This is a genomic window from Telmatobacter sp. DSM 110680, from assembly GCF_039994875.1.
GTDB lineage: Bacteria > Acidobacteriota > Terriglobia > Terriglobales > Acidobacteriaceae > Telmatobacter.
Genome location: NZ_CP121196.1, coordinates 5,090,840 through 5,114,646 on the forward strand (window position 1 = coordinate 5,090,840; position 23,807 = coordinate 5,114,646).

The window sequence follows — 23,807 nt, forward strand, 5'->3', positions numbered from 1 at the left end:
TCAGATGAGCTTATCACGGCAAAACGAGAGTTAAACAGGATACTTTTGTTCAATTCGGCCTATCGCTTTTTGAAAACCTTTGAGGAGCCGCAGCGTGTGCTACTCGAGCGAAGCCGCGAGCACCGCGTGCAACTTTTGCGCTAAAGCGTCGACAAGGGGCGGATGCATCAATTCAAAATGGCGCCCGTTTAGAAATTCCTGCTGAAACGAGCCACGCGTGATTTGTGCGCAGATTCGGGGGCTAACAGTCGATTTGCTCAGCCCGCTTTGCTGCGCGCGCCAAAGAAAGACCGGGGCTTCAACCGGCTGGATCTTCGCCTGTTCAATCAGGATAGAGTGACGCACAAAGGCTGCAAAAAATCTTCGCATTTCGGAATCTACATCCTTACCTGCAAGCAGCCCCCGCTCAACCAGAAAATCAAGAATTTGCTGGACGCGCGCGGGTTCAGAACGCGTCCGCAGGATACGCTGCGCGAGCTTGAGGATGGAAGCGGAGAGACCGCGGGATTGGCGTTGGTGAGATGCGGGCAGTCCGGCAATGAGATGGTCGTAGACCTCAACGATCAGGCTCCTGAGAATCGATAAGCGCGTGCAATTTGGATCCAGCATGGCAAGGGGTGTTTCGATCATGGATAGGAGTGAGAGTTTGCGGCCGCTGCTCTCCAGTTCGCGGCCGGTTGCGAGTGCAAAGATTCCTCCGGCAGAAAAGCCAGCGAGGCATATAGCACCCTCGGGCTGTTGTTGCATGATCATCGCAGCATAATCCCGAGCCAACTCTTTAAGTTCTGTATATTCTTCCGATGCGCCGGACAACAATCGCGACTGAATCGCATAAACGGGCGAGTGTTGGGAGAGCTTCGCTGCTAAATCCTCGTAGATGCTGGTCCGTCCTCCCGCCGGATGGATGAGGAAGATGGGGGTGCCGGTGCCATTGCTGCGGTAGGGAATGATTTGCTGTTCGGGCGCAATCCGATCGTCGTTGGTGCTGGGCACGGTGCGAATCGGCTTCCCTGCCTTGGAGAGAGTCGGAGCAACCCCAAGGGTATCGAGAACAATCAAAGAAAGGCTTTCGATGGAGGAATTGGCCGACATCTTGCTGTTGGGAAGAGAAGCTCCGATCCTTGTTTGTAGGCGATTGAGAAGTTCGAAGGCCATCAGCGAATCGAGCCCCATCTCTCGAAGTGGCCGGGCGGTATCTAGTTTTGCGGGCGCAGTTCGAAGGACTTTCGCGACGCATTCGCGCACGAGATCAAGCACGAGCGACCGCCGTTCCTCGGCAGATGCAGCCAGAAGGATTGAACGGTAGTCTTCATTCGTGGCGGAGTTGTCGAGGAGAGTCGAGACAACGACATCGGAAAAACGGGGCGAGACCGGAGAACCGACTTTTTTGCCGAACAATTTTTGCCAATCGGCATGCACGAAGCCGATCTGCGTGATGTTGCGCTGCAGCAGTTTGCCAAGCATTTCGGTGGCTTGCTCTGGAGAGAAAGGATAGAGCCCACTCGACGACAATTGCTTTGCGAGCGTGGAATTACGCGCGAGAATTCCGACCTGGCCCAGCGCTCCCCAATTGATGGAGAGTGCAGGCAACCCAAGAGAGCGCCGATGATGCGCGAGGGCGTCCAGAAAACTGTTGGCCGCGGCGTAGTTGCCCTGGCCGGGAGTGCCGATGAGAGCGCTGATGGAAGAAAACAAAACGAAGTGATCAAGGTGAACCTTGGCGAGCGCAGTGTGAAGGTTCCACGCACCGATGGCCTTCGGAGCGAGTACGCTCCTGAATCGAACGACGTTGAGGTGGGTAAGGATGCCGTCGTCGAGCACCATGGCTGCGTGAAAGACGCCACGGATGGGCGGCATTTCGAGCTTGATCTTTGCAAGCATGTTTGCAACGTCGCCGGGGTTGGAAACATCTGCCTTGATGATGAGGATCTGCGCGCCGAGCCTGCGCAATCGCGCGATGACTTGCTTGGCTTCGGGAGTGACTGCGCCTGTGATCCCGCAGAGCACCAGATGTCTCGCTCCGTTGGCAACGAGCCATTTGGCTACTGAGAGGCCGAAGCCGCCCAAGCCTCCAGTAATAAGGTAGGAAGCTTTGGATGAAAAGGCGATCGGCCGGACCGGCGGCATACGGAGCGGAGCAGCGTGGGCGTCCTGAGTGGTGAGAATAATCTTGCCCATGTGCTTTGCCTGCGCCATGAGGCGAAATGCAGCAGGGGCGCGAGAGATAGGCAGAGACTGGTGTGGCAACGGACGAAGACTTCCCTCGCGAAACAGCTTTAACACGGTGAGAAGAAGAACCTGGACCGTTCGGGGTTGTGTAGCCATCACCTGTCCCATATCGATTACGAACATGGAAACGTTGTTGCGCAGAGGACGAAGGCCGATGGCGGTGTTGGCGTAGATATCGCGCTTGCCGATTTCGAGAAAGCGTCCACCCGGCGCGAGGATGGAAAGTCCCTTTGTGATGGCTTCGCCTGAAAGCGAGTTGAGCACGACATCGACGCCTGCGCCCTTTGTGACACGGCTGATTTCTCGTGCGAAGGTGGTCGTGCGCGAGTCCATGACGTGCCGGATGCCTTGCCGACGCAGCCAGTTTCTCTTCTCCTGGCTGCCTGCGGTCGCAAATACCTCCGCTCCCGCCAGCTGCGCAATCTGGATAGCGGCAAGGCCGACGCCACCGGTCGCTGCATGAATGAGAATCTTCTCGCCGCGCTGGATTCTGGCGAGATTGTGAAGGGCATACCAGGCTGTCATGAAAGCAACAGGAATAGTGGCCGCCTGCTCGTAATTCACACGCGATGGCTTCGGAAGAACAAACGACGCAGGGAGGGTGAGATGCGATGCAAAACAGCCGGCACCGCACGCGATCACTTTGTCACCGACTTTGAAACTTCGAACACCGGCGCCCAGGGCAACGATACGTCCTGCGCACTCGTCACCAATGAAGATGTCGCGATCTGACTCGATTGGATAGACACCGAGCAACTTCATCACGTCGCGAAAATTGAGGGCGGCGGCATGTATTTCAACCTCTACTTCACCTCGACCCGGCTTGCGGCGGAAGACTTCGTTGAGAGCCAGGTCATCCATGACACCGGAGAGGGGCAGGTCCAAGCGATAGGCCGCATTCGTAGATGGAGGCACCCGGGGAGGATGGATTTCGAGTCGCGTAGGAGAAAAGCGACTGGCAAATCGGATGTCGCCGCGCCATGCGACCTCGGACTCGCGATCATCTGTCTGTAATTCGCGTAGCAGGCATCTTGCAGCGCTGGCTGGTTTCTCGAAGTCGACGTCGACGAGATGGCATGCGAGACGAGGAAGCTCCGACATGATGGTGCGACCCAGACCAAGCAGAGGCGACTGGGCGACGCAAAGTGTATCCGAAGGAAGGACGCACTGCGCTTGTCGCGTGATCAGCCATAAGGGGGGCGGAGATGGACAAGGTTCCATGGCCTGCACAAGGTGCAACGCACTATGCGCTCCAGAATCTTGAGAGGCGAGCATCGCTTGCGCGTCAAGGTTCGGATCGTTGGGTATATCCACGCTCCATAGATGAAGAATGCCTGCGAAGCTTGTCGCATCAGGACCGGCCAAGTGCTTTTGCAATTGAGACTGGAGATGTGCGTGGACGTCGTCGCTTTCCTCTTTCGCATTGCGGACCAAATCATCCATATAGAGCATGCGGGAGGATGCGCCTTTGCGTTTCAGCATCGCTGCGAGACTGGTGGCAACGCCGGAGCGGTCGGCGAGAATCAGCCATGTTCCTGTTAGCGAACGTGCAGAGGTAGTCTTGGCTCTCGCCTTCTCAGACTTTTGGGGCTTGTCTGACTTTTCGATCCAGCGGGTTTGATACAGCCAGTTTTCAGGTGCGTTTTGGGCGGAAGCTGTGTGTCCCCGGACCGCCTGGGCGTGGTAACCGTCGACCTCCATCAGGACGTGTCCCGCTGAATCAGTAATTTTGAAGTTCAAAACAGGGGAAAGAAGGCTGGCGTGAGCGAGGGTCGCGTGGCAAAAGACCACAGGTCCCGGCGGGGCAAAAACGGTGATCCGATCGATCCGTACGGGCACAAATGTGATGCTGTCACCCGACGGTGGAGCAGAAATCATGGCGAGTTGAAAGCATCCGTCAAGAAGACTGGGATGAAAATGGAACTTGGCTGCAGAAGAAATGAGAGCAGACGGAAGGCGGACCCTTCCAAGAGCTTCGCCGTCTTTCCTCCATACCGAATCGATGGTTTGAAACATGGGGCCATAAAAGAGCCCGCGTCGTGCAGAAGTAGCGTAGACCTCCTTAGTAGATAGGTGCTCAGGCAGATTTGCCTTGATGCGTTTCAGATCAAGCGAACGATGTACGGCTTCAACGCGAGCCCTGATCTTTGCGGCGGCGTTGCGATTCCAATCCGCACCTGGCGAACTATCCCGGCTGGAGAAAGTCACAGCTGAGTCCAACTGAGTGAAGCTAGACTGCAACTCGACTGGATCTTTGCCCTCCGGCAGATGGAGAGCGCGAAGGAATTCGACATCTTCAATCTCAAACTGACGGGGCGAAAACAGGTTTGCGCCGACGCCGAGGGCAGCTTCAATATAGCCGGCTCCTGGAAACACAATGTGGTTCTCGATACGGTGATCCTTGAGCCATGAATTCTCATCGAGATCGAGGCGAGTATGCCAGGCGAGCGTTGCGGAGTCGTGTTTGACGGTGAGGAAGGGATGAGTGGGTGCATCGAGACGCACCGAGCGACTCGACGATGGCTCGTTCCAGTGGCGCTCCCGTTGCCAAGGAAAAAGAGGAAGAGAAATATCTTTGCATGCGCCGGGAAAGACTTTCTTCCAGGAAATTGGCAAACCCGACCGATAGAGAGCGGCGAGATTCTCAAAGATAGCTCTGGTGTCAGGCTCGTTGCGACGAAGAGAGCAAGCGACGTTACCTGGGGACTCGGATTGGGCGAGAGTTTCAGCAACCGCCACGGTTAACGCGGGGTGCGCGCTGAGTTCGAGAAAGTGCGTATGTCCACCTGCGATCAGCCCGGCGATAGCGTCATTAAAACGGACTGGCTCGCGGACATTTCGCCACCAATAATCGGCTGTCATCTCCCGGCCATTCGTAATTTTGCCAGTAACCGTTGAGTAGAACGTGATTTGCGCAAGTGATGTTTGGATTTTGCCAAGAGCACGAAGCAGGTCACGCCTAACGGGATCCATCTGGTAACTGTGAAAGGCGTAGTTGACGTTCAAGAGGCGGTTGAAGACACCTCGTTCGTCAAGTTCTCGCGCGATGTGAACGAGTGATGCGGGATCACCAGAGAATGTGATCGAAGTTGGGCCGTTAAAGGCTGCCACTTCAACTTCGCCACGGTATTTGGTAGCGAGGTCATGTGCCTGCGTTGCATTCAGGCTGGCGGCGAGCATTCTTCCCGTATCGGAGACAGCGCCCATTGCCCGTCCGCGATGAAAGATTACACGTGCAGCTTCGCGAAGAGTGAGGACACCTGCTACGTGGGCGGCAGCGACTTCGCCAACACTGTGACCGACAACAGCTGAAGGCGCGACTCCATACGAATGCCACAGAGCCGCGAGTGCGACCTGCAGGGCGAAGATGGAAGGCTGAGCGATCTCGGTCCGATTCATTCTTGAGGAACTTCGATCGCGTGCAAGTTCTTTGAGCAAAGACCAGTTCCCGAATTCGCGAAATAAGGCGTCGCACTCTTCGATCTTTTGGCGGAAGACTGCATTATGGGTCAGAAGCTGACGGCCCATCGCCCACCATTGAGTGCCTTGGCCGGAGAAGACAAAGGCCGGACCGGATTTTTCAGCTCCGGTGGTAACTCCGGATAACGCTCTTTCCCCGGCGAGACATGCATCCAGACGATTCAGCAGTTCTTTACGTGAGCCGCCCACAAAGCAGAAACGATGCGTTAGATGTGAACGCCGCGTGGCGGCAGCGGCGCAGATTGACCGGACATCGGTCGCCGGTTGCTGTAGCAGGGCGCGATAGTTGGATGTAGCAGCCAAGAGGGCTTCGGAGGTGTGGGCAGAGATGGGAAGAATGAACGGCTTATGAAGTCGCCCTGACTTGGGCACCCTTTGCGAAGGCGCGGCCTCAAGAATGACATGCGCGTTTGCCCCTCCAAAACCAAAGGAGTTGATGCCCGCAAGAAGGGGATGCGAGTTGCGCGGAAAAGATTGCAGACGGTCGACAACGCGGAGGTTGAGGTTCTTGAAGTCGATGCTTGGATTCGGTTTTTTGAAATGGAGGCTTGGAGGGATGATGTGATGTTTGAGGATGAGAGCGACTTTAATGAGGCTGGCAACACCGGAGGCAGATTCAAGATGGCCGATGTTGGTTTTCACCGATCCGATGAGGCAAGGGCCTTTCCTGTTGACGCAGAGTGCGGAACTGAGCGCAGCGGCTTCGATGGGATCGCCGATGGCGGTCCCGGTGCCATGGGCTTCAACATACGCAACCTCTGAGGCTTCAAGTCCGGCATTGACGCATGCCTGACGGATGAGGTCCTGTTGAGCCTGCTGGCTTGGCACTGTGATTCCGTTAGTGCGGCCATCCTGGTTGGCGGCGGTGGATCGGATGACAGCGTAGATTCGGTCGCCCGACGCCTGCGCTGCTGAGAGCGGTTTAAGGAGGATGGCCCCGGCGCCTTCAGCGCGGACGAATCCGTTGGCACCCGCTGCGAATGCCTTGCATCGCCCATCCGGGGAAAGCATCGACATTCGGCTGAATGCAAAAAACGTGCTTTGGCTCAGAAGAGCATTGACGCCGCCGACAATGGCCATAGAACAGTCGCCGCGCCATATGCTCTCGCAGGCGACGTGGCACGCAGTGAGCGCGGATGAGCAAGCGGTATCAATAGCGAGACTGGGTCCATGCAGGTCGAAACAATAGGAGATGCGATTCGCAGAGATGCTGAATGTGGATCCAGTGGCGGAGTAGACATCCGCCATAGTACGACCGCCCCCTTCATTTTGAAGTACGCCATAGTCGGAGGTCGAGATACCGACGAAAACTCCGGTCGACGAGCCGCGGATGTCTTCGAGGGGCAGCCCAGCGTCTTCAATGGCCTCCCAGCTTACCTCAAGAAGTAGCCGCTGCTGTGGATCAATCGCATCTGCTTCGCGGGCAGATATGCCGAAGAAGCCTGGATCGAAAAGGTCGATGTTGTCGACGAATCCGCCCCATCGGGAGACAGACTTTCCATCTCGACCGGGCGCGGGGTCGTAGTGCGCGGGAATGCTCCAGCGGTCCGGAGGGATTTCGCGTATGGCATCCGTTCCGGCGCAAAGCATCTCCCAGAATGCCTGGGGCGAATTCGCACTGCCGGGAAAGCGGCAGCCAATCCCTATAATGGCAAGCGGTTCGTTCATCAGATCGCGTTCGCCCCTTATCGCGCAACGGCACGCTGGTTTTGCAATTTGGAGTGGCGACTGATTGTAACCGAGTTAACGGGGAGAGAGATTACTCAACGCGCACGCGACCAGTGGCTTTTCTCCCGGCAGGGGCCACGATTCGCTTTTCAAGTAACCTGCTGAGTCATCGTTCAGATCGTCCGTATATAGCGGCGCCTGCCACTTGGAATGTCAACACGGTTCGCAGTAGACTGCTTACACTGCGATAACAACTATGAGGTTTTCGGAACTCCGCGAACGGAGGAAGTTTCACGCGAATGGCACAAACCGAACCGAAAATGGACGCATATATCGCCAAGTCTCAACCCTTTGCGCAGCCGATTTTGTCGCATTTACGTGAATTGCTGCATAAAGGATGTCCAGGCGTTGAAGAGACGATCAAGTGGAGCCATCCTTTTTTTGAGTATCGCGGATCAATCCTGTGTCACATGGCGGCTTTCAAGAACCACTGCAGCTTTGGGTTCTGGGGCGAAGAAATTGGCGCCGTGTTGCGCAAGGCTGACGCGGTGCGGGACGGAGCGATGGGCTCGCTGGGGAAGATTGCCAGCCTGAAAGACCTGCCTTCAGACAAAGCAATGTTGGGCTGGATTCGAGAAGCATCCAAGCTCATTGAGAGTGGCAATTACACCAGTCCAATCGCGGCAAGACGCAAGGTTGTTAAGGCGCCGAAGCCCGCTCCGGAAGCCCCGCCGGAGTTTTCAAACGCGCTTAAGAAGAACAAGAAAGCCTCTGTCGTTTTTGAGGCGTTCAGTCCAAGTTGTAAACGCGAATACGTGGAATGGATCGCCGATGCAAAGCGGCCGGAGACCCGCGAGCAGCGCATCAGAACTGCGGTGGAGTGGATCGCCGAAGGTAAACAGAGAAACTGGAAATATCAGAACTGCTGATCAGGCACAAAGCTGGTTAAGGTGAAATCAATTCACATCCAACATGGATTCTTCGCCACCGCGATGGCAATCGCAGCGATAACCACCACTGCGCTCGCACAGACTAATCCCGGGCAGGTCGCATTTTCGCTGGAGCGAGAAGGAAAACTGGCTGAGGCAGAAACAGCATGGAGCGCGCTCGCTAAGCAGTATCCGACGAATCCCGAACCGCTCGCGCACATGGGGCTGATCGAGTCGAAACAGGAACACTACGCCGAGGCAATCAAGTTCTACAAGCGCGCGATGGTGCTGAATCCCAGCATGCCGGGATTACGGCTGAATCTGGGAATTGCGCTATTCAAGGCTGGAGACTATCGAGGAGCGATTACATATCTGGACCCGCTGCTAAAAGCGCAGCCGACAGATCAGCGCCTGACGCTTCTTATCGGGATGTCGCATTATGGCTTGGAGGATTTTGCAAATGCGTCTCCGCTTTTGCAGGAAGCGTCGAAGAACGATCCAGAAAACCTGACACTGCTGCTGACGCTGGCGCACAGTTGCCTCTTGGCGCATCGGTATCCCTGCGTCGTAGATGCGTATCATCGGCTGATCGCGCTGAATGCGGAGTCGGCCGAGGCTGACATGCTGGTAGGCGAAGCGCTGGACGAGATGAAAGATCCTGAAGGCGCACTTCGGGAGTTTCGCTCAGCAATTGCGGTGGGTCCAAAAGAACCGAATGTGCACTTCGGATTGGGCTATCTTCTGTGGAAGAAGGGACAGTATCCCGAGGCAGCGCAGGAGTTTCAGGCCGAGATTGCGAACGATCCTCATCATGTGCAAGCGATGCTCTACCTGGCCGATGCGAGGATGCAGATGAACCAGATGGACGAGGCGCGGCTTCTGCTGGAGAAGATTGAGAAGACCGATCCTGACATTGCGATGCAGCACGTAGACCTCGGCATCGTATATGCGGACGAGGATCGGAAGCAGGACGCAAAAGCTGAGTTTGAGACCGCCGTGAAGCTGGCGCCGAAGAATGTTAACGCTCATTACAGGCTGGCGCGCCTTTATCGATCGATGGGGATGACATCACAGGCCAAGGTGGAGTTCGACAAGGCGAGCGGGTTAAACAAGGCAGAGGATGACAGGCTGCTGAAGATCATGTCGACGATTCCGGGCGGGAAGGATGCTTCGGGAGTTCAGAAGCCGGCGGTGCAAAAGTAAGTTCAAGCCAAGCTGTTTCGCGATTCCCTTCCCCTTCACAGGGGACAGAGTCAGCAGATGTCAAAAAAACAGGCCGGAGCGATGGCTCCGGCCTTTTCAGGAAAGTGATGCATCTGTGAACTAGAAGTTGAATTTCGCACCGAGTTGGATGCGACGCGGCGAGTGGCCGCTTGTTACCTGTCCAAAGCTGCTGTCTGCAAGTGAGCTATCGACACCCGAGAAGCTTTCATGATTGAAGGCGTTGAAGAACTCGCCGCGGAGTTGGAAGTTGTAGCGCTCCAGGAACGTGATGTTCTTGATGGCCGCCAGATCCCAGTCGTTGTAACCGGGTCCGAGCAGGCTACCATTGGCTTCGCTGCCGAAGTGATAAAGAGCCGGGGCAAACGAAGACGTCGAGAACCATGCGCCAACGGTCTTGGTCTTCTGCACCGGTGCGATCTGATCTGGACGCGGCGAACCGATGCCCAGACCCACGTTCAAGCCGTTCGGATCCCAGGGGTCGTGCGGCTGCGAGAGCGAGAACGACTGGCCAGAGAAGAACGATGTGATTCCGGAGACCTGCCAACCGCCGAGAGCTTTGCCTTCAAAGCCATGCTGACCCTTGAAGAATGGCAGGTCATAGACGTAGTCGGCTGTGAAAGTCTGCGGTTGGTTGTAAGAGGATAGACCGTAGTCGATCGAGAAGTCATAGCTGTCTGTCGCCATGTTGCTTCGGTCCGAGGAGTTGGTAGTCAGGTCCTTGGAGAAGGTGTAAGCCAGGCCCACCTGAAGTCCATGAGAATGATGGTTGAGGCTCACCTGCAGAGAGTTGTAGTTGTTGGAGAAAAACGGCGCACGGGAAACTATGCCGGCGTATCCCGCGAACGGACGGATGTAGTTGACGCTGGTGTCAGGCCCGAGACTTGGGTTGGAGTTCACGCCGAGACGCGCGCCAACTGTGGGCTGGTTCTCATCGTACTCGCCTAGCAGATGACGTGCCTCATTTCCAACGTAGGCAACTTCGAGGACGGTGCTGGGCAGCAGCTGGTGCTGGATGCTCAGGTTGTAGTTGGCGTAGTTCGGAACCTTGAATGTAGGATTGCCAGTTGCCGTGAGGCCGTTGGGGCCGAGAGGAACCGAAGTCGAACCGCTGGTGATGTTGTCAAATGGAGCGTTGACGATTGTGACGCGCTTTGCGAACGGTGGATTGGCAAAGGCGTTCTGTTCCCAGATGCCATCGAGCAGGCGGTCATAGAAGATACCGAAGCCGCCGCGAACCACCGTTTTGCCGGCACCGAATACATCGTAGGCAAAACCGACCCGTGGAGCGAAGTCGGTATTGTAGTTGGGGTTGACATACGCTCCAAACGGCGAGCAGGAGGACATGGGCGCGACGGCCTGGGCCGCGGCGCACTCTGGTCCCTTGGGGAAGATCATGCCGTTCGTGTAGGTGGCGGGAATGAGCTGCCAACCGTTGATATATTGGCCGGCAACGAAGTTACCGGAGCTGGGATCGATCTGCGGAGCTAGCTGCGCGCTGTAGTATTTCGGGTCGAAATTAGAGAGCGTATTCCGAACGTCGGTGACGGACGGCAGCCGACTCCATCGCACGCCGAGGTTGAGTGTGAAACGTTTCGTGACCTTCCAGTCATCCTGGAAGTACGCTTCAGTGTTGATGAAATGCAGGTCGGGAATAATGTCGGGCAGGGTCTGTGTGAACGATGCCACATTTCCTACCAGAAAGTCGCCCCATGAGTTGAAGCTGAAGCTGGGCTCGCCGTTGACGGCGTTTTCCGTCTTGATCATCTGCTGAATCTCGAACCCGGTGCGGAACGCATGCTTGCCGAAGTTGAACGACAGGTTGTCGAAGTAAGTGCGATCGAGGTTGCGCTCCTTCCACGGTGCCGAGCCGGCATTGAAGCCAGTTACGCCAATGATGGAGACTGCGGGAACCTTCCCATAAGGGTCAGGCGACCATTGGTTAGTCAGAGAGCTGTTGATCGATGACGATGTGGCAAACTGACCGCTGTTGATTGACGAGAAATAGGTGCCCTGTGACCAAACGAACTCGAATTCATTCACGACGCTGGGGTTGATTGTCCACGTAAGGTTGCCCACGATGTTCTTGCCGGGCGAGTTCACCAGGGTGTTAACAAGGCCCGGATAGTTTGACCCGGCCCAGAGGCCCTCCGGGTTATCAACCGGCATATCGTCGTTGATACCGCGAGCGTAGAAGTGAACCTTGTCGTTGAAGTAGTGATCGACACGCACGATGTCGTCACGGAAGTTGTTCTGCGTGGAATCAGAGAAGCTGTAATTTCCGCTGGAATTGTTCGCTGGGAACTTGGCAAAGACATTGGTTAGATAAACCTGCGAGTTCTTGCTGTAACAGCTGGGTGAAATCTGGGTGGTATCGGAAATAGCGTTGTACGTTGCGCATCCCGCTGGAGCGTTGGTGAAATCGCCTGCAACAACACCACTCAACTCCGCCTGAGAGGCTGCCGGCATGGAGTCGCCGCCTGGGGTCGAGAGCTTCCGCCACTCTTCTGAATAGAAAAAGAATGTTTTCTTTTTATCGGTGTTGTAGGTTTTGGGGATGAAGACCGGTCCACCGATCGTAAAGCCGTAGACGTTGTGGTGGTTGATGGGGTTCTTGTTGGGCTCGTTGTTTTCCGCCTCGGTGCGCTTGTTGAACCATTCGTTGGAATCGAAGGCGGTATTGCGGACAAACTCGTAGGCATCGCCATGGAATGCGCTACCGCCGGACTTGGTGGCTACTAGAACCTGGCCGCCACCGGAGCGTCCGTAGCCAGCGTCGTAGTTGCCGCGCTGGAGGGTGAACTCCTGGATGGCGTCGACGTTTGGCGCGTTGATGACGGTGCCATTGGAACCGGAGTCGTTGATGTCGGCACCGTCAATGGTCCAGTTGTTGGCAGTGGTGCGAGCGCCATTCACGGACATCGCAGTGTTGCCGGCGCTGGTTTCGTCGCCCATCTGAGTTACGACGCCGGGCTGGAGCGTGACGAGTTGCTGGAAATTGCGGCCAGCTAGTTCGAGTCCCTCAATCTGTTCGCTGCTCAGGTTCCCGGCCTGCGCCGCAGATTCCGTGTCTACGGCAACTGCGGTTGCCTCGACAGTAACCGTAGTGGAGGCAGCACCAGCCTTCAGCTGGACGTTGAGCCCGCGCGCTTCACCGACCTTGAGGATTACGTCCTTGGCTACGAACGAGGTGAAGCCGGCGGAGGACGCGCTCAGAGTGTAGGTTCCGGCGGGCACATTGGAGAAAGCATAGTTGCCGGTGTCGTCCGACTGCACGGTCCGGACAGCCTTCGTCGCGGTTTGAGTGACGGAGACCGTCGCTTTGGGAATCACCGCGCCGGTACTGTCCGTCACTACACCGCTCAGAGTCGCTGAAAGTTCCTGCGCCCGAATGATCAGGGGACAGACGATGAAGACGGCTGCGAGGAGCCCAACCAGAGCTCGCCGCAGATTCAGTCCTCCGCCACTTTTGGAGCGTCTTGCACCGAGGTTGGAACGCGCCGATGAAAGACTTTGATTGAGAACCCGATTCAGGTCAATCATTGCCATCACACCTTTCTTTTGAGATCTCGTGGTGTCAACACGCAGGCGCGTATCGACGGCTGGGTTCAAGAGCAGAGGCTTCTTGAACGGATTCGCCCTTGGAATTCCCGAAAAAGACCGGTCGCCACCCTTCGCTTCCGCGAAATGCGGCTGAGCGCATCGAATGAAAACGAACCGTAGCTTGTTGATGGGCTTTCTCTGTTTGCACTACGCCTCCAAGGTGCTGCAAAAACGGAACCGGCGTTCAGAGCTCGATTTGCTCACCGGCACCTGGTTCCCGCCATTCTCGATAGCTTTCGTGCAATCTCTTCGATAGGGGGACATTCGGCATTACTCGTTGGAGAGACAATACGACGTTCTACATTCAAATTCAACAACAAAATGATCGAATAGAGCTAAAACAATCAGTAATCCCTTCTTACTGGAATAATGAATCGATTTTCCATTGACTTTTGATCAATATGAGTTTATTTGCAAAGTTGAGGCGCAGACAGAGGTGAGCCGGCAAAGAAATTCACCTATCGGCGAGCCGCTTTACATGTAAATGCAATAAAGAGAGTGACTTGCAGCAGAGACGACACAATGGCAGATTTCAATCCGCCACCCGGTTGTGTCAATTTTGAGAATTATGCTCGAATGACGCGAATTCCCTGCCGTTCAAAGGGTGCCAGCGATTCCGGTGAGGCGCCAGTGCTGGTGATGATGGTGTGGATTTCACTGACAGGACAGATGAACGCCGGACTCACATTGCCAAATTTACTGGCATCGGTTACCACAATCACCTGCTTTGATTGCTTCAGCATCTTCCGGTATACCAGGGCTTCGTCTGCTTCGAGAGTCGTGGCGCCTCGCTCGGCATCCAGCCCTGTGACGCTCAAGAAGACTTTGTCCATGTAGACGTCGTCCAGGAATTCAAGTGCAGCATTGCCGGTTAGAGAAAAAGACCAGGCCCAGGGAATAACTCCGCCTGTGAGATATGTCCGCACACCCGGCTGATTACAGAGTTCCATGCCAATATTGATCGCATTGGTGATGACCTGAATCTTCTCGCGATGACGAAGGCTGCGGCCGATATGAGTTGTTGTTGTGCCGGCAGAAAGACCGATAGTCTCGTTAGGTTGGACCAATTCAGCGGCCGCTAAGCCTATGCGACGCTTTTCCATGGCGAATCTCTGCTCGCGCGCCAGAAATGAGCTGTCATATCGAAAAGGTTCGTAAAGCAAAGGTTCGACGAGTGTTGCTCCCCCGTGAGTGCGGCGTATAAGTCCTCGATTTTCAAGGCGAGCTAGATCCCGGCGAATACTCGGAGCCGAGGAACCGGCGACGGAAAGAATCTCTTCGATGCTGGCAGTACCTACACGCAACAGAAACTTGATGATCTGTTCGCAGCGTCCGTTCAAGGTGTCGGGCATGACGCGAACGATTCTACACGTCCGGAGGCCTGTCAAGCATCAACTTTGCAGATTTCTTGTCAATTTGAAATAAATACAGGGGCCTTTTGCCCAAATTACTGAATGTTTCAGCGTCTATCGATCATCAACGGCAAAAGAGACCTATCCACAAATACAAAATCTTTGAATTACGACCGAAAATGCGGATTTCACATGACTTTCTATACGTCGGACCTAGACCACTTCTTACCTTGACATTCAAAGTACGTTGGGATCATCCGCCGCACTTGTTTCTAATCGTGACGAGCCGAGGGTATAATGACCAATCGTGAGCCAAACGCTCACTTCCATGATCTGATTACGTAAAATCGGCGCTGTATTTCCGCGCCCTTCTGAGGGGTGATTTGTGATCGTTACACGCATGCGTGTGGCACTTCTTTGCGGCATTTCTTTGACAGCATTCCTCAGGATTCCGCCTGCTCAATCTCAACCCGATGCTGCTCTGGCGCTGATGCCTGTGCCTTTGCATGTGAGCAGGGGGGAGGGGGTATTGAAGATCGATAGCAATTTCACGATTGCATTGGACGGTTTCAAGGATTCGCGGCTGGAGCCCGCTCGCAAGCGGTTCATCGGAACGCTATCCCGGGAGACGGGAATTCCCTACCACGATGAAGGAACAAAAAGCGAGGCGGTCCTCACGGTTAAGACCGGCGGAGTAAGTGATGCAGTGCAGCAGCTCGGTGAAAACGAGTCTTATCACCTTGAGGTGACGCCGACACACGCATTGTTGACGGCTCCGAATGCGCTCGGTGTGATGCACGGGCTGCAGACATTTCTGCAACTGGTGACAATTACGCCGGAGGGTTTCAGCGTCCCGGTTGTGACCATCGACGATGAACCGCGGTTTCCATGGCGCGGACTGATGATCGATGTGGCGAGGCATTTCCAGCCGATAGATGTGATCGAGCGCAACCTCGACGGGATGGAAGCCGTGAAGATGAATGTCTTTCACTGGCACCTGTCAGAAAATCAAGGCTTTCGCGCAGAAAGCAAGATTTATCCGTTGTTGACCGGCAAGGGATCGGATGGAGCGTACTACACGCAGTCCCAGATGCGGGAGATCGTGGAATACGCACGCAATCGCGGGATACGCGTGGTGCCCGAATTCGATATGCCTTGCCATACGACAGCATGGTTTGTCGGCTATCCGGAATTGGCGAGCGGGAAGGGGCCTTACAAGATTGAGCGCAAATGGGGAATCATGGATCCCGCAATGGATCCTACGCGCGAGAGCACCTTTGAGTTCATTGGCAAATTCATCGGAGAGATGACCACGATTTTTCCCGACGCATACTTCCACGTGGGTGGCGATGAATGCAATGGGAAGGAATGGGACGCGAACCCGCGCATCAAGGAATTCATGCGCGCACACGGGCTGAAGGACAATGCGGCGCTGCAATCGTATTTCACGGCGCGCGTGCAGAAGTTGGTGGCGGCGCATCACAGAATCATGGAAGGGTGGGACGAGGTACTGGCACCGAATACGCCTAAGGACGTTGTGATTCAGTCGTGGCGCGGGCCGAAGTCGCTGGCCGCAGCGGCAAAGCAGGGAAACCGGGGATTGCTGTCGACGGGATATTACGTTGATCTGAACGAGTCGGCGGCTCAACACTATCTGGCGGATCCGCTGGCGGGTGATGGCGCGAATCTGACTCCCGAGGAAAAGAAACGCGTGCTGGGTGGCGAAGCGGCGATGTGGAGCGAATTCACCACTTCCGAAATCATCGACAGCCGCATCTGGCCGCGCACGGCGGCGATCGCAGAACGGCTGTGGTCTGCGCAGGATGTACGCGATGTGGACTCGATGTACGCACGCATGGCCGTCGTCTCGGACAAGCTGGAATCGTATGGGCTCACTCACCAGTCCTTCACCCGACCGATGCTGCAGCGCATGAGCGGCGATGCCGACACAAAGTATCTTGCGGTGCTGGCCAGCGTGGTTCAGCCGCCAATGGGGTACCAGCGCGAAGAACTGAAGGAGTATGACTGGTATTCGCCGCTGAATCATCTTGTGGATGCGGTTCCCCCGGAGAGCGAAACAGCCCGCAAGTTCAAGAATGTGGTTGCGGCGATTGTGGCTGGAAACGCTTCCCCGGAGCATTATCAAGAGGCGAAGGAGTGGCTTACGCTGTGGCACGAAAACGACGCCAAACTCGCGCCTTCCCTGAAGCGCTCGGACATTACTGCAGAGTTGGCTCCGCTTTCACAGTCGTTGTCCCAGGTTTCGGCGATTGGGCTGCGGGCATTAGATGATCTGCAGAATCATCGCGCCGCGAATGCTTCCATCACACAGAGCGATACGCAGACCTTGAAGGCGGCGGAGAAGCCACAAGCCGTGTTGCGCAACATGGTGGTTGCGCCGGTAGAGATGCTGGTGCAGGCTGCCGGCGCACAGAGATAGTCGAACGCTAGCGCATCGCAACGATTTCGACTGAGCCACTGCGACGTAGAATATTGACGCTGACGGTATCCGCATAACGTTCGCAGGAGAGATCCACGCTGGCGTTGCCCACCTTGAGATTCCGTATACGCACGTGCTGCAGCTTTTCAGGCAGAGCGGAATGATGCATATAAATCCGCGACTCGCTGGCGCGAATTTCAAGCCCAAGACAAGCCTGGAGAAGCATAAAGACGGATCCCGCTGCCCATGCCTGGGGTGAGCACGCGACAGGGTAGAGTGTTGGTCCCTTGCCCGGGCGTCGGCCAAAGCCGCAGATGAGTTCGGGAAGCCGATGCAGCATCACTTCGGAAGCCAGGTCAAGAAGCCCGGATGTAATGCGGAGTGCGAGATCCTTGTCGTTTCTTCGCAACGCGCCGAGCGCGATGAGCGCATTGTCGTGCGGCCACATGGAGCCGTTGTGATAAGACATCGGGTTGTAACGTTGTTCGCCCGTAACGATGGTGCGGACGCCCCATCCGGAGAAGAACGCGGGCGAGAGAAGACCATCGCTTATCGAACGGTATTGAGCATCGGTGGCGATGCCCGAGAAGAGACATTGTCCGGCATTAGAACTGCGCACACCGCATTGCCTTTTTTCGCCGTCGAGCGCCAGCGCGAACATACCGAGTTCGTCGGACCAGTACATCGCGTGAAACTTGGAGCGCAGGTCGGATGCCTGGGTGCGAAGTTTCTCGGCCAGCTCTTTGTGGCCTAGATCGGCCGCAGCTGTGGCTATGCCGTTCTTGGCCGCATAGACATAGGCCTGCACCTCGCACAGCGCGATGGGGCCGACCGCAAGGCGTCCGTCACTATAGAAGACCGAGTCGTTTGAATCTTTCCAACCCTGCTGCACCAAGCCATGGTCGGTCTGTCGCGCATACTCGACGAAACCATCTCCGTCGCTATCGCCATAGACGTCGATCCATTCAAGAGCGGCGAGAATATTGGGCCATATTTCGCGGAGAAAGTCGGCGTCGGCGGTTCGTTCGTAGTAGGCAGCGGCCAGCAAAACAAAAAGAGGAGTTCCGTCGACAGTACCGTAATAACGCCCGAAGGGAACTTCGCCAAGTCGCGCCATCTCTCCCTTGCGCATCTCGTGCAGAATTTTGCCGGGATCAGCGTCGCGTGCTGCATCGTGACTGGTGGCCTGGGTCGCGGCCAAATATGACAGCACGCCTTTCGCAACATCAGGTGCCAGCCAGAGCAATTCGAGCGCGGTAATGATGCCGTCGCGGCCAAAGACAGTGCTGAACCAAGGAACTCCGGCATAGGGATAGAGTCCATGCGGAGTCTGGGTAATCATCATGGCGAGATCAGCGCGCGACCGTCGGATCCAACTGTTGAATTGCTCATTGGAAGTGTGGATATCCAAGTCGGCGAGCGGGCCGTTGCCGCGCTTGTGATTCATGGTCTGCAGCGCATCGCTGTAGCTGACCACACGCGCATGGTCGTTGCCTTCGCGCTCGCAAATGATGTTGATATTGAAACTGACTTCGCCGTGAGGCTCGAGATGAAGCGGAACTGTGATGCCACCATCGCGCGCCTGACAGGCTGGAAGCGAGCACTCTACACGTGTTGTTCGCCGAATATGGTCGAGGCCGTCATAGATGAGGGTTACGGAGGAGCGTCCGATCTCAGCAGGCCGTTTGTCCCCGCGGCGCTTGCGCTTTTCGCCGCGCACTTCAAAGATGTCAGCGAAATCCGCCTCAAAGTCGAAGGAAAGCTCGAGGTCAATTGCGGTGTCGCCGAAGTTGTTTAGGACGATCTGGTCGTAACAAACCAGTTCAGTGAGGAACTTGGCACGATAGATGTGAACTGTACCGCGGGGCAGCGATGCGCCGGAATCGAGTTGGATGTCAGGATTGGTCAAGTCAATTCCGAAAAGAATATTGTCTTCGCGGATTGTGGAACTCAACAGCAACGGGCGGAACCCGAGCAGGCGCATCTCAAGCCGCGACAGGTGGCGGGTTTCATTGTGGAAGATTCCCTGCTGGCCGAATCCGACGGGTTGGATATCGCCGCTGCGATCAAAAATGGCAAAGGTGTCGCCATTCAGCAAGACCCTCGTTCGATCATCAGCAAGCGCTGACGAAGCTCGTATATAAAACTGCTGATCAACTTCAATGACGTCGCGATTCTGTTCACGCTGCACAGATGGCATCATCAATAGAGAACTCCTAAGCTGGTTAGAGGGAAAGCGTGAGTCCACGTTTTCCGCGAGAAGCGCGTTTCTTTTCCCAGATTCCGCGCTCGTAGGCAGTCAAATACTGCTCGCACATGCGCCGTGAGGTAAACCGCTCAAGAAACCGCTGGTGGCACCCTTTGCGATCGAGAGACGGAATGCGCTGCAGTGCTTCGACGGCTTCTTCAATGCTTTCAACAACGAACCCGGTTACGCCTTCGTCGATAATTTCGGCAACCGAACCGCCGCGAAATGCGATTACCGGCGTCCCGCAGGCCATGGCCTCAATCATGACCAAGCCGAAAGGCTCGGGCCAGTCTATCGGAAAAAGCAACGCAGCCGCATTGCCGAGAAAATCAGTTTTGTCGTCTTCGCCGATTTCACCGATGAATTCGACATCTGAATTCGCCAGCAAATCGCTAATCTCCGTTTCGAAGTAGTTGCGATCTGCATCGTCAATTTTGGCGGCAACCCTGAGAGGCATTCCGGCCTGGCGAGCAATCTCGATGGCCCGATCAACACGCTTCTCTGGGGAAATCCGACCGAGAAATGCCAGGTATTCTCCTGGCGCGAAATTTGGCTGATGAAGATCCTCGGGGATGCCATGATGCACCGTGGTGAGCCAGCTAGCCCAAGGCATGGGAGCACGCTGCGCATCGGAGATCGAGATCAGGCGCATGTCGTCGAATTCCCTGAACAATGGGTATAGATCGGGAATATCAAGCCGCCCATGAAGCGTCGTAACGGCGGGGATTTCCAGTCTCCTGATCTGTGAGAACGGCAAGTAGTCGAGATGAAAATGCACAACGTCGAACTCGTCGGCCTCTTGCGCGACGGTTTCAATGAGGTTTAGGTGATGGGCCAAGGGCGAGAGCAGCTTACCGCCATCGAGACGAAGTGCGCGCTCGCAAATAGAACGCAGGCGAGCGGAAGTACGGGAGTCTCCGCTCGCGTAGAGCGTAATATCATGCCCAAGCTTTACTAACTCTTCCGTTATGTAGGAGACAACGCGTTCAGTGCCGCCGTAGAGCTTGGGAGGCACACTCTCGTATAAAGGCGCGACTTGCGCGATTTTCATATATGGCACTCTCCCCGGCCGGCTCTAACGATGCGGGTCATCCTTTATGTCTTCGATGCGACCTGCTCAAGAGGGTGTCGCCTGAAAGGCTCGTAATCGCTGAACCTGCGAAAAGGAAAAGAGGTGCCGAACTTTAGGTTGCCTCACAGCTCAAACGGAGAGGTATCCGCTCAATTGAAAGGAGATTCGGGAGAAAGCCCGATGGAGAAAACCTGTGCGGGGCCGACAGTTCGTCAGGACTTGTCGCGCGAGGGTTGCATTTTCGCACTCTTCCTGAGAATATCGATGCATGGACCCTCGGACCTGTTGTCGCCGCTGTATGACGCCTCGCGCGCACAGGTGACCTCGGTTCATTAAAGATCGTCCTTCATCCAAGGTTTTCTGAAAGCCCGCGACACAGCCCTAGCTGCCGCGGGCTTTTTGCATTTCAAAATCGAATCTCCCCAAAGAGGAAATATGACTGAAGCAGTTCAAGTAAAAGAAACCAAGGCCCAGCGCTCGGAGCGCCTGAAGCTTGCCAAGAATCCCTGGGAAGCATTTGACGAGGTGCGAGAGTTTGCGCGCGACGGACGTTCGAGCGTAGTGCCAGAGTGGGCGGGGTTTTATTTCAAATGGTGGGGAATCTACACGCAGGGTGATGGTGTAGGCGCAACTGGCGGTAAGGGCGGCGAGGGGCTGGCGACCGACTACTTCATGATGCGCATTGGAATGCCGAACGGGATCATCTCTTCGCATCAGCTTCGTACGATCGGGGGGCTCACGCGGAAATATGCGCGCGACCTTGCGGACATTACGGTGCGGCAGAATATCCAGCTGCACTGGCTCACGATCGAGTCGCTGCCTGAGGTAGTAAAGGAACTTGATGCGATTGGGCTTTCGCCAAAGGGCGCTTGCGGAGACGTGGTGCGCAACGTTACCGGTTGCCCTCTGGCAGGGGTCGACCACGAAGAGATGATTGATGCTTCGCCCATCGCGCTGGAGATTGCGCAATTATTGACGGCGAATTCAGAGTTTTACAACCTGCCACGCAAGTTCAAGATTTCGGTGCTTGGCTGTCCGACATGGTGCACGTATCCCGAGATCAACGACATCGCGCTTACGCCGGTTAGACACAATGGACAAGTTGGGTTTTCGCTTCGTGTGGGTGGTGGACTTTCGAACGAGCCTCATCTTGCAATTCGGCTTGATGCGTTTGTTCTTCCGGAGCAGGCAGTCGCCGTCGTTAAGGTGATCACGGAGATCTTTCGCGATCAACAGGTGCTCCGGGAGAGTCGGGACCGGGCGCGACTGAAGTATCTCTTCACAAAGGAAGGATGGACCGCGAAGCGATTCCTGGATGAGATTCAATCACGGCTTGACTTTCCTTTGTTGCCCGGCGTTGAGGAACATGTGCCGGATGAAACGCTGCGAGATCATGTAGGAGTCCATCGGCAGCGGCAGCAGGGACTGAGCTATGTGGGTGCATCGGTTTTGCGGGGACGTCTGAGCGGACAGCAATTGGAAGCAGCGGCAGATCTGGCCGACAAGTACGGGAGCGGCTCTCTACGCGCGACGGTTTCACAGAACCTTTTGTTCATCGATATTCCCAACGAGAAGGCGCCGGAACTGGTGCGCGAACTTGGCTCGATTGGGTTGCACGTTGAGGGATCGCCATTCTGGCGCGGCGCGGTCGCCTGCACGGGAACTGAATTCTGCAAGCTGGCTATTACGGAGACAAAGGGATTCACGCGCTGGCTGGTGGATGAGTTGGAAGAGCGCGTTCCGCAGTTTGATCAACAACTTCGGCTGCATGTGACGGGGTGCCCGAATGGCTGCGGGCAGCACTGGATAGCCGATATCGGCATTGAAGGCAAGAAGATCAAGCACGAAGGGAAACTGGTGGATGCTTACTACTTTTGCCTCGGCGGTTCGGTTGGACAGCACGCGTCGATCTCGCGGCCGGTAGGCTATCGTTCGCCAGCATCGCTTGTTCCGGAGGCTATTGCCCGGCTGTTGAAGAAGTATCTGAACACGCGCGAAAACGGCGATGAGAATCTGCGGGCATGGTTTGCACGCCATACCAATGAGGAGTTGCGCGGTTACCTTGCCGGGGAAGTGCTTGCTGCTGTCGAACGGGATCTACCAACGGGCCGCGTGCCGCATGCGGTCGCAGACTGAGGTCACGAATGAGCTTGCTGCCTATTTTTCTGAAACTCGACGGACAGCCTGGGTTGCTGGTGGGCGCTGGAAATGTGGCGCTCGAAAAGATCACGAGCCTGCTGATCACGGGTGTGCGCTTACGAGTGATTGCGCCGGAAGCCAAGGCTGAAATCCGGGAGCTGGCTGATGAAGGACAACTGGAATGGATCCAGCGAAGGTTTGAACCCGCAGACCTCCATGGCAACTTCGTCGTGATTGCAGCAACGGACGATCCGGAAGTGAATGCCACTGTTTATCGTGAATCAGTGAAGCGCGGAATCCTGGTGAATAGCGTCGATGATCCGCCGCATTGCGATTTTTATTTTGGATCTGTCGTGCGGCGCGGGGATTTGCAGATTGCGATCTCGACTGCGGGGGAGAGCCCGGCCGTCGCGCAGAGGCTGAAGCGCGAAATTGACGGACAACTGGCGGCAGATCTGGGACCCTGGCTCAAAAATCTCGGTCGGTTTCGGCGAGAGATTCTAACTACACATCCTGCGGGCGAGGAGCGCAAAGCACTTCTGCACCAATTGGCGGAGCGGAAGTTCTTTGAATCGAGTTCGGATGCTTGGCGGGGCTCAGCGGATTCGACGTTAATAGGCGAAACTCCGAGAGATGTGGGTGGCAAAGTCTTCCTGGTGGGCGCAGGTCCTGGCGATCCTGACTTGCTAACCGTAAAGGCGCTCCGGCTGATTCAATCGGCGGATGTGATTTTGCATGATGACCTTGTTCCAGTGGCGGTTCTCAAGCTCAGCCATCCGAGCGCGGAGATTGTGAACGTGGGAAAGCGTTGCGGCACAAAGAACATCACGCAAGAAGAGATTCACGCGCTGATGATTGAGCATGCGGGCACGGGACGATGTGTCGTACGGCTCAAGAGCGGCGATCCGTTGATTTTCGGGCGTGCCGCTGAAGAGATGTCGGCGCTGAACGAAGCAGGGGTGGAGTTTGAAGTGGTTCCCGGCATCACAGCGGCGTTCGCGGCTGCCGCTGCGATTCCCTGCTCGCTGACGGATCGGAACGCAGCATCGAACGTCATATTTTCGACAGGACATCACGCGCAATCACACAATCACTCGCCGGTGCCGGAGTTGGAAGACGCAACCCGGATCGTTTACATGCCGGGGCGCGATCTGAGTCTGCTGGCGCTCGAATGGCTTCAGGACGGTTTGCCCGCCGACTTCCCGTGCGCGATTGTCTCGTACGCTGCGCAACCAAGGCAGCAAGTGCAGCGGACCACGCTTGGTGAACTTGGAAAGGTCACGCCAACCGAGTCGCCTAGCCTGTTAATCGCTGGATGGGCCGTTCGGGACACATCCAACGCACGGATGTGCGAGACGCTGAGCGAACCGCTGACGTCACAGTGGTAGCTGTTCCGGGCTCAGCGGCTGGGAAAGTGACCCGCTTC

Annotated in this window: 10 protein-coding genes; 5 read left to right on the forward strand and 5 right to left on the reverse strand. The window is 55.9% G+C overall.

Going from position 1 to position 23,807, the window contains the following annotated elements:
• Nucleotides 1-99: 99 nt before the first annotated feature.
• A complete protein-coding gene (locus P8935_RS20985) occupies nucleotides 100-7,377 on the reverse strand; it encodes an SDR family NAD(P)-dependent oxidoreductase (RefSeq protein WP_348262267.1) in 7,278 nt (2,425 codons plus the stop codon).
• Between the two features lie 299 nt (nucleotides 7,378-7,676).
• On the opposite strand from P8935_RS20985, the gene P8935_RS20990 reads away from it, so the two are divergent.
• Entirely contained in the window at nucleotides 7,677-8,306 is a 630-nt protein-coding gene (locus P8935_RS20990; RefSeq protein ID WP_348262268.1) for a YdeI/OmpD-associated family protein, read from the forward strand.
• A 21-nt stretch (nucleotides 8,307-8,327) separates the two neighbouring features.
• Nucleotides 8,328-9,509, forward strand: coding sequence for a tetratricopeptide repeat protein (locus tag P8935_RS20995; RefSeq protein WP_348262269.1), 1,182 nt, complete (start codon nucleotides 8,328-8,330; stop codon nucleotides 9,507-9,509).
• Between the two features lie 120 nt (nucleotides 9,510-9,629).
• On the opposite strand, the gene P8935_RS21000 is transcribed toward P8935_RS20995, so the two are convergent.
• Together P8935_RS21000 and P8935_RS21005 are read right to left on the reverse strand one after the other, a co-directional pair.
• Nucleotides 9,630-13,076, reverse strand: coding sequence for a carboxypeptidase regulatory-like domain-containing protein (locus tag P8935_RS21000; RefSeq protein WP_348262270.1), 3,447 nt, complete (start codon nucleotides 13,074-13,076; stop codon nucleotides 9,630-9,632).
• A 620-nt stretch (nucleotides 13,077-13,696) separates the two neighbouring features.
• Nucleotides 13,697-14,482, reverse strand: coding sequence for a DeoR/GlpR family DNA-binding transcription regulator (locus P8935_RS21005; RefSeq protein ID WP_348262271.1), 786 nt, complete (start codon nucleotides 14,480-14,482; stop codon nucleotides 13,697-13,699).
• Nucleotides 14,483-14,972: 490 nt separating this feature from the next.
• Between P8935_RS21005 and P8935_RS21010 the strand changes: the two genes are divergently transcribed.
• A complete protein-coding gene (locus P8935_RS21010) occupies nucleotides 14,973-16,922 on the forward strand; it encodes a family 20 glycosylhydrolase (RefSeq protein WP_348265362.1) in 1,950 nt (649 codons plus the stop codon).
• A gap of 7 nt (nucleotides 16,923-16,929) precedes the next feature.
• Here the strand turns inward: P8935_RS21010 and P8935_RS21015 are convergent, their stop codons facing one another.
• Both P8935_RS21015 and P8935_RS21020 read right to left on the reverse strand, forming a co-directional pair.
• Entirely contained in the window at nucleotides 16,930-19,125 is a 2,196-nt protein-coding gene (locus P8935_RS21015) for an amylo-alpha-1,6-glucosidase (RefSeq protein WP_348262272.1), read from the reverse strand.
• A gap of 22 nt (nucleotides 19,126-19,147) precedes the next feature.
• On the reverse strand, nucleotides 19,148-20,221 hold the full coding sequence (locus tag P8935_RS21020; protein WP_348262273.1) for a glycosyltransferase family 4 protein: 1,074 nt from the start codon (nucleotides 20,219-20,221) through the stop codon (nucleotides 19,148-19,150).
• 456 nt (nucleotides 20,222-20,677) lie between these two features.
• On the opposite strand from P8935_RS21020, the gene P8935_RS21025 reads away from it, so the two are divergent.
• Together P8935_RS21025 and cysG are read left to right on the forward strand one after the other, a co-directional pair.
• Nucleotides 20,678-22,378, forward strand: coding sequence for a nitrite reductase (locus P8935_RS21025; RefSeq protein ID WP_348262274.1), 1,701 nt, complete (start codon nucleotides 20,678-20,680; stop codon nucleotides 22,376-22,378).
• An 8-nt stretch (nucleotides 22,379-22,386) separates the two neighbouring features.
• Nucleotides 22,387-23,769: a siroheme synthase CysG gene (gene cysG, locus P8935_RS21030; RefSeq protein WP_348262275.1), complete on the forward strand. Its 1,383-nt coding sequence runs from the start codon at nucleotides 22,387-22,389 to the stop codon at nucleotides 23,767-23,769.
• Nucleotides 23,770-23,807 lie beyond the last annotated feature (38 nt).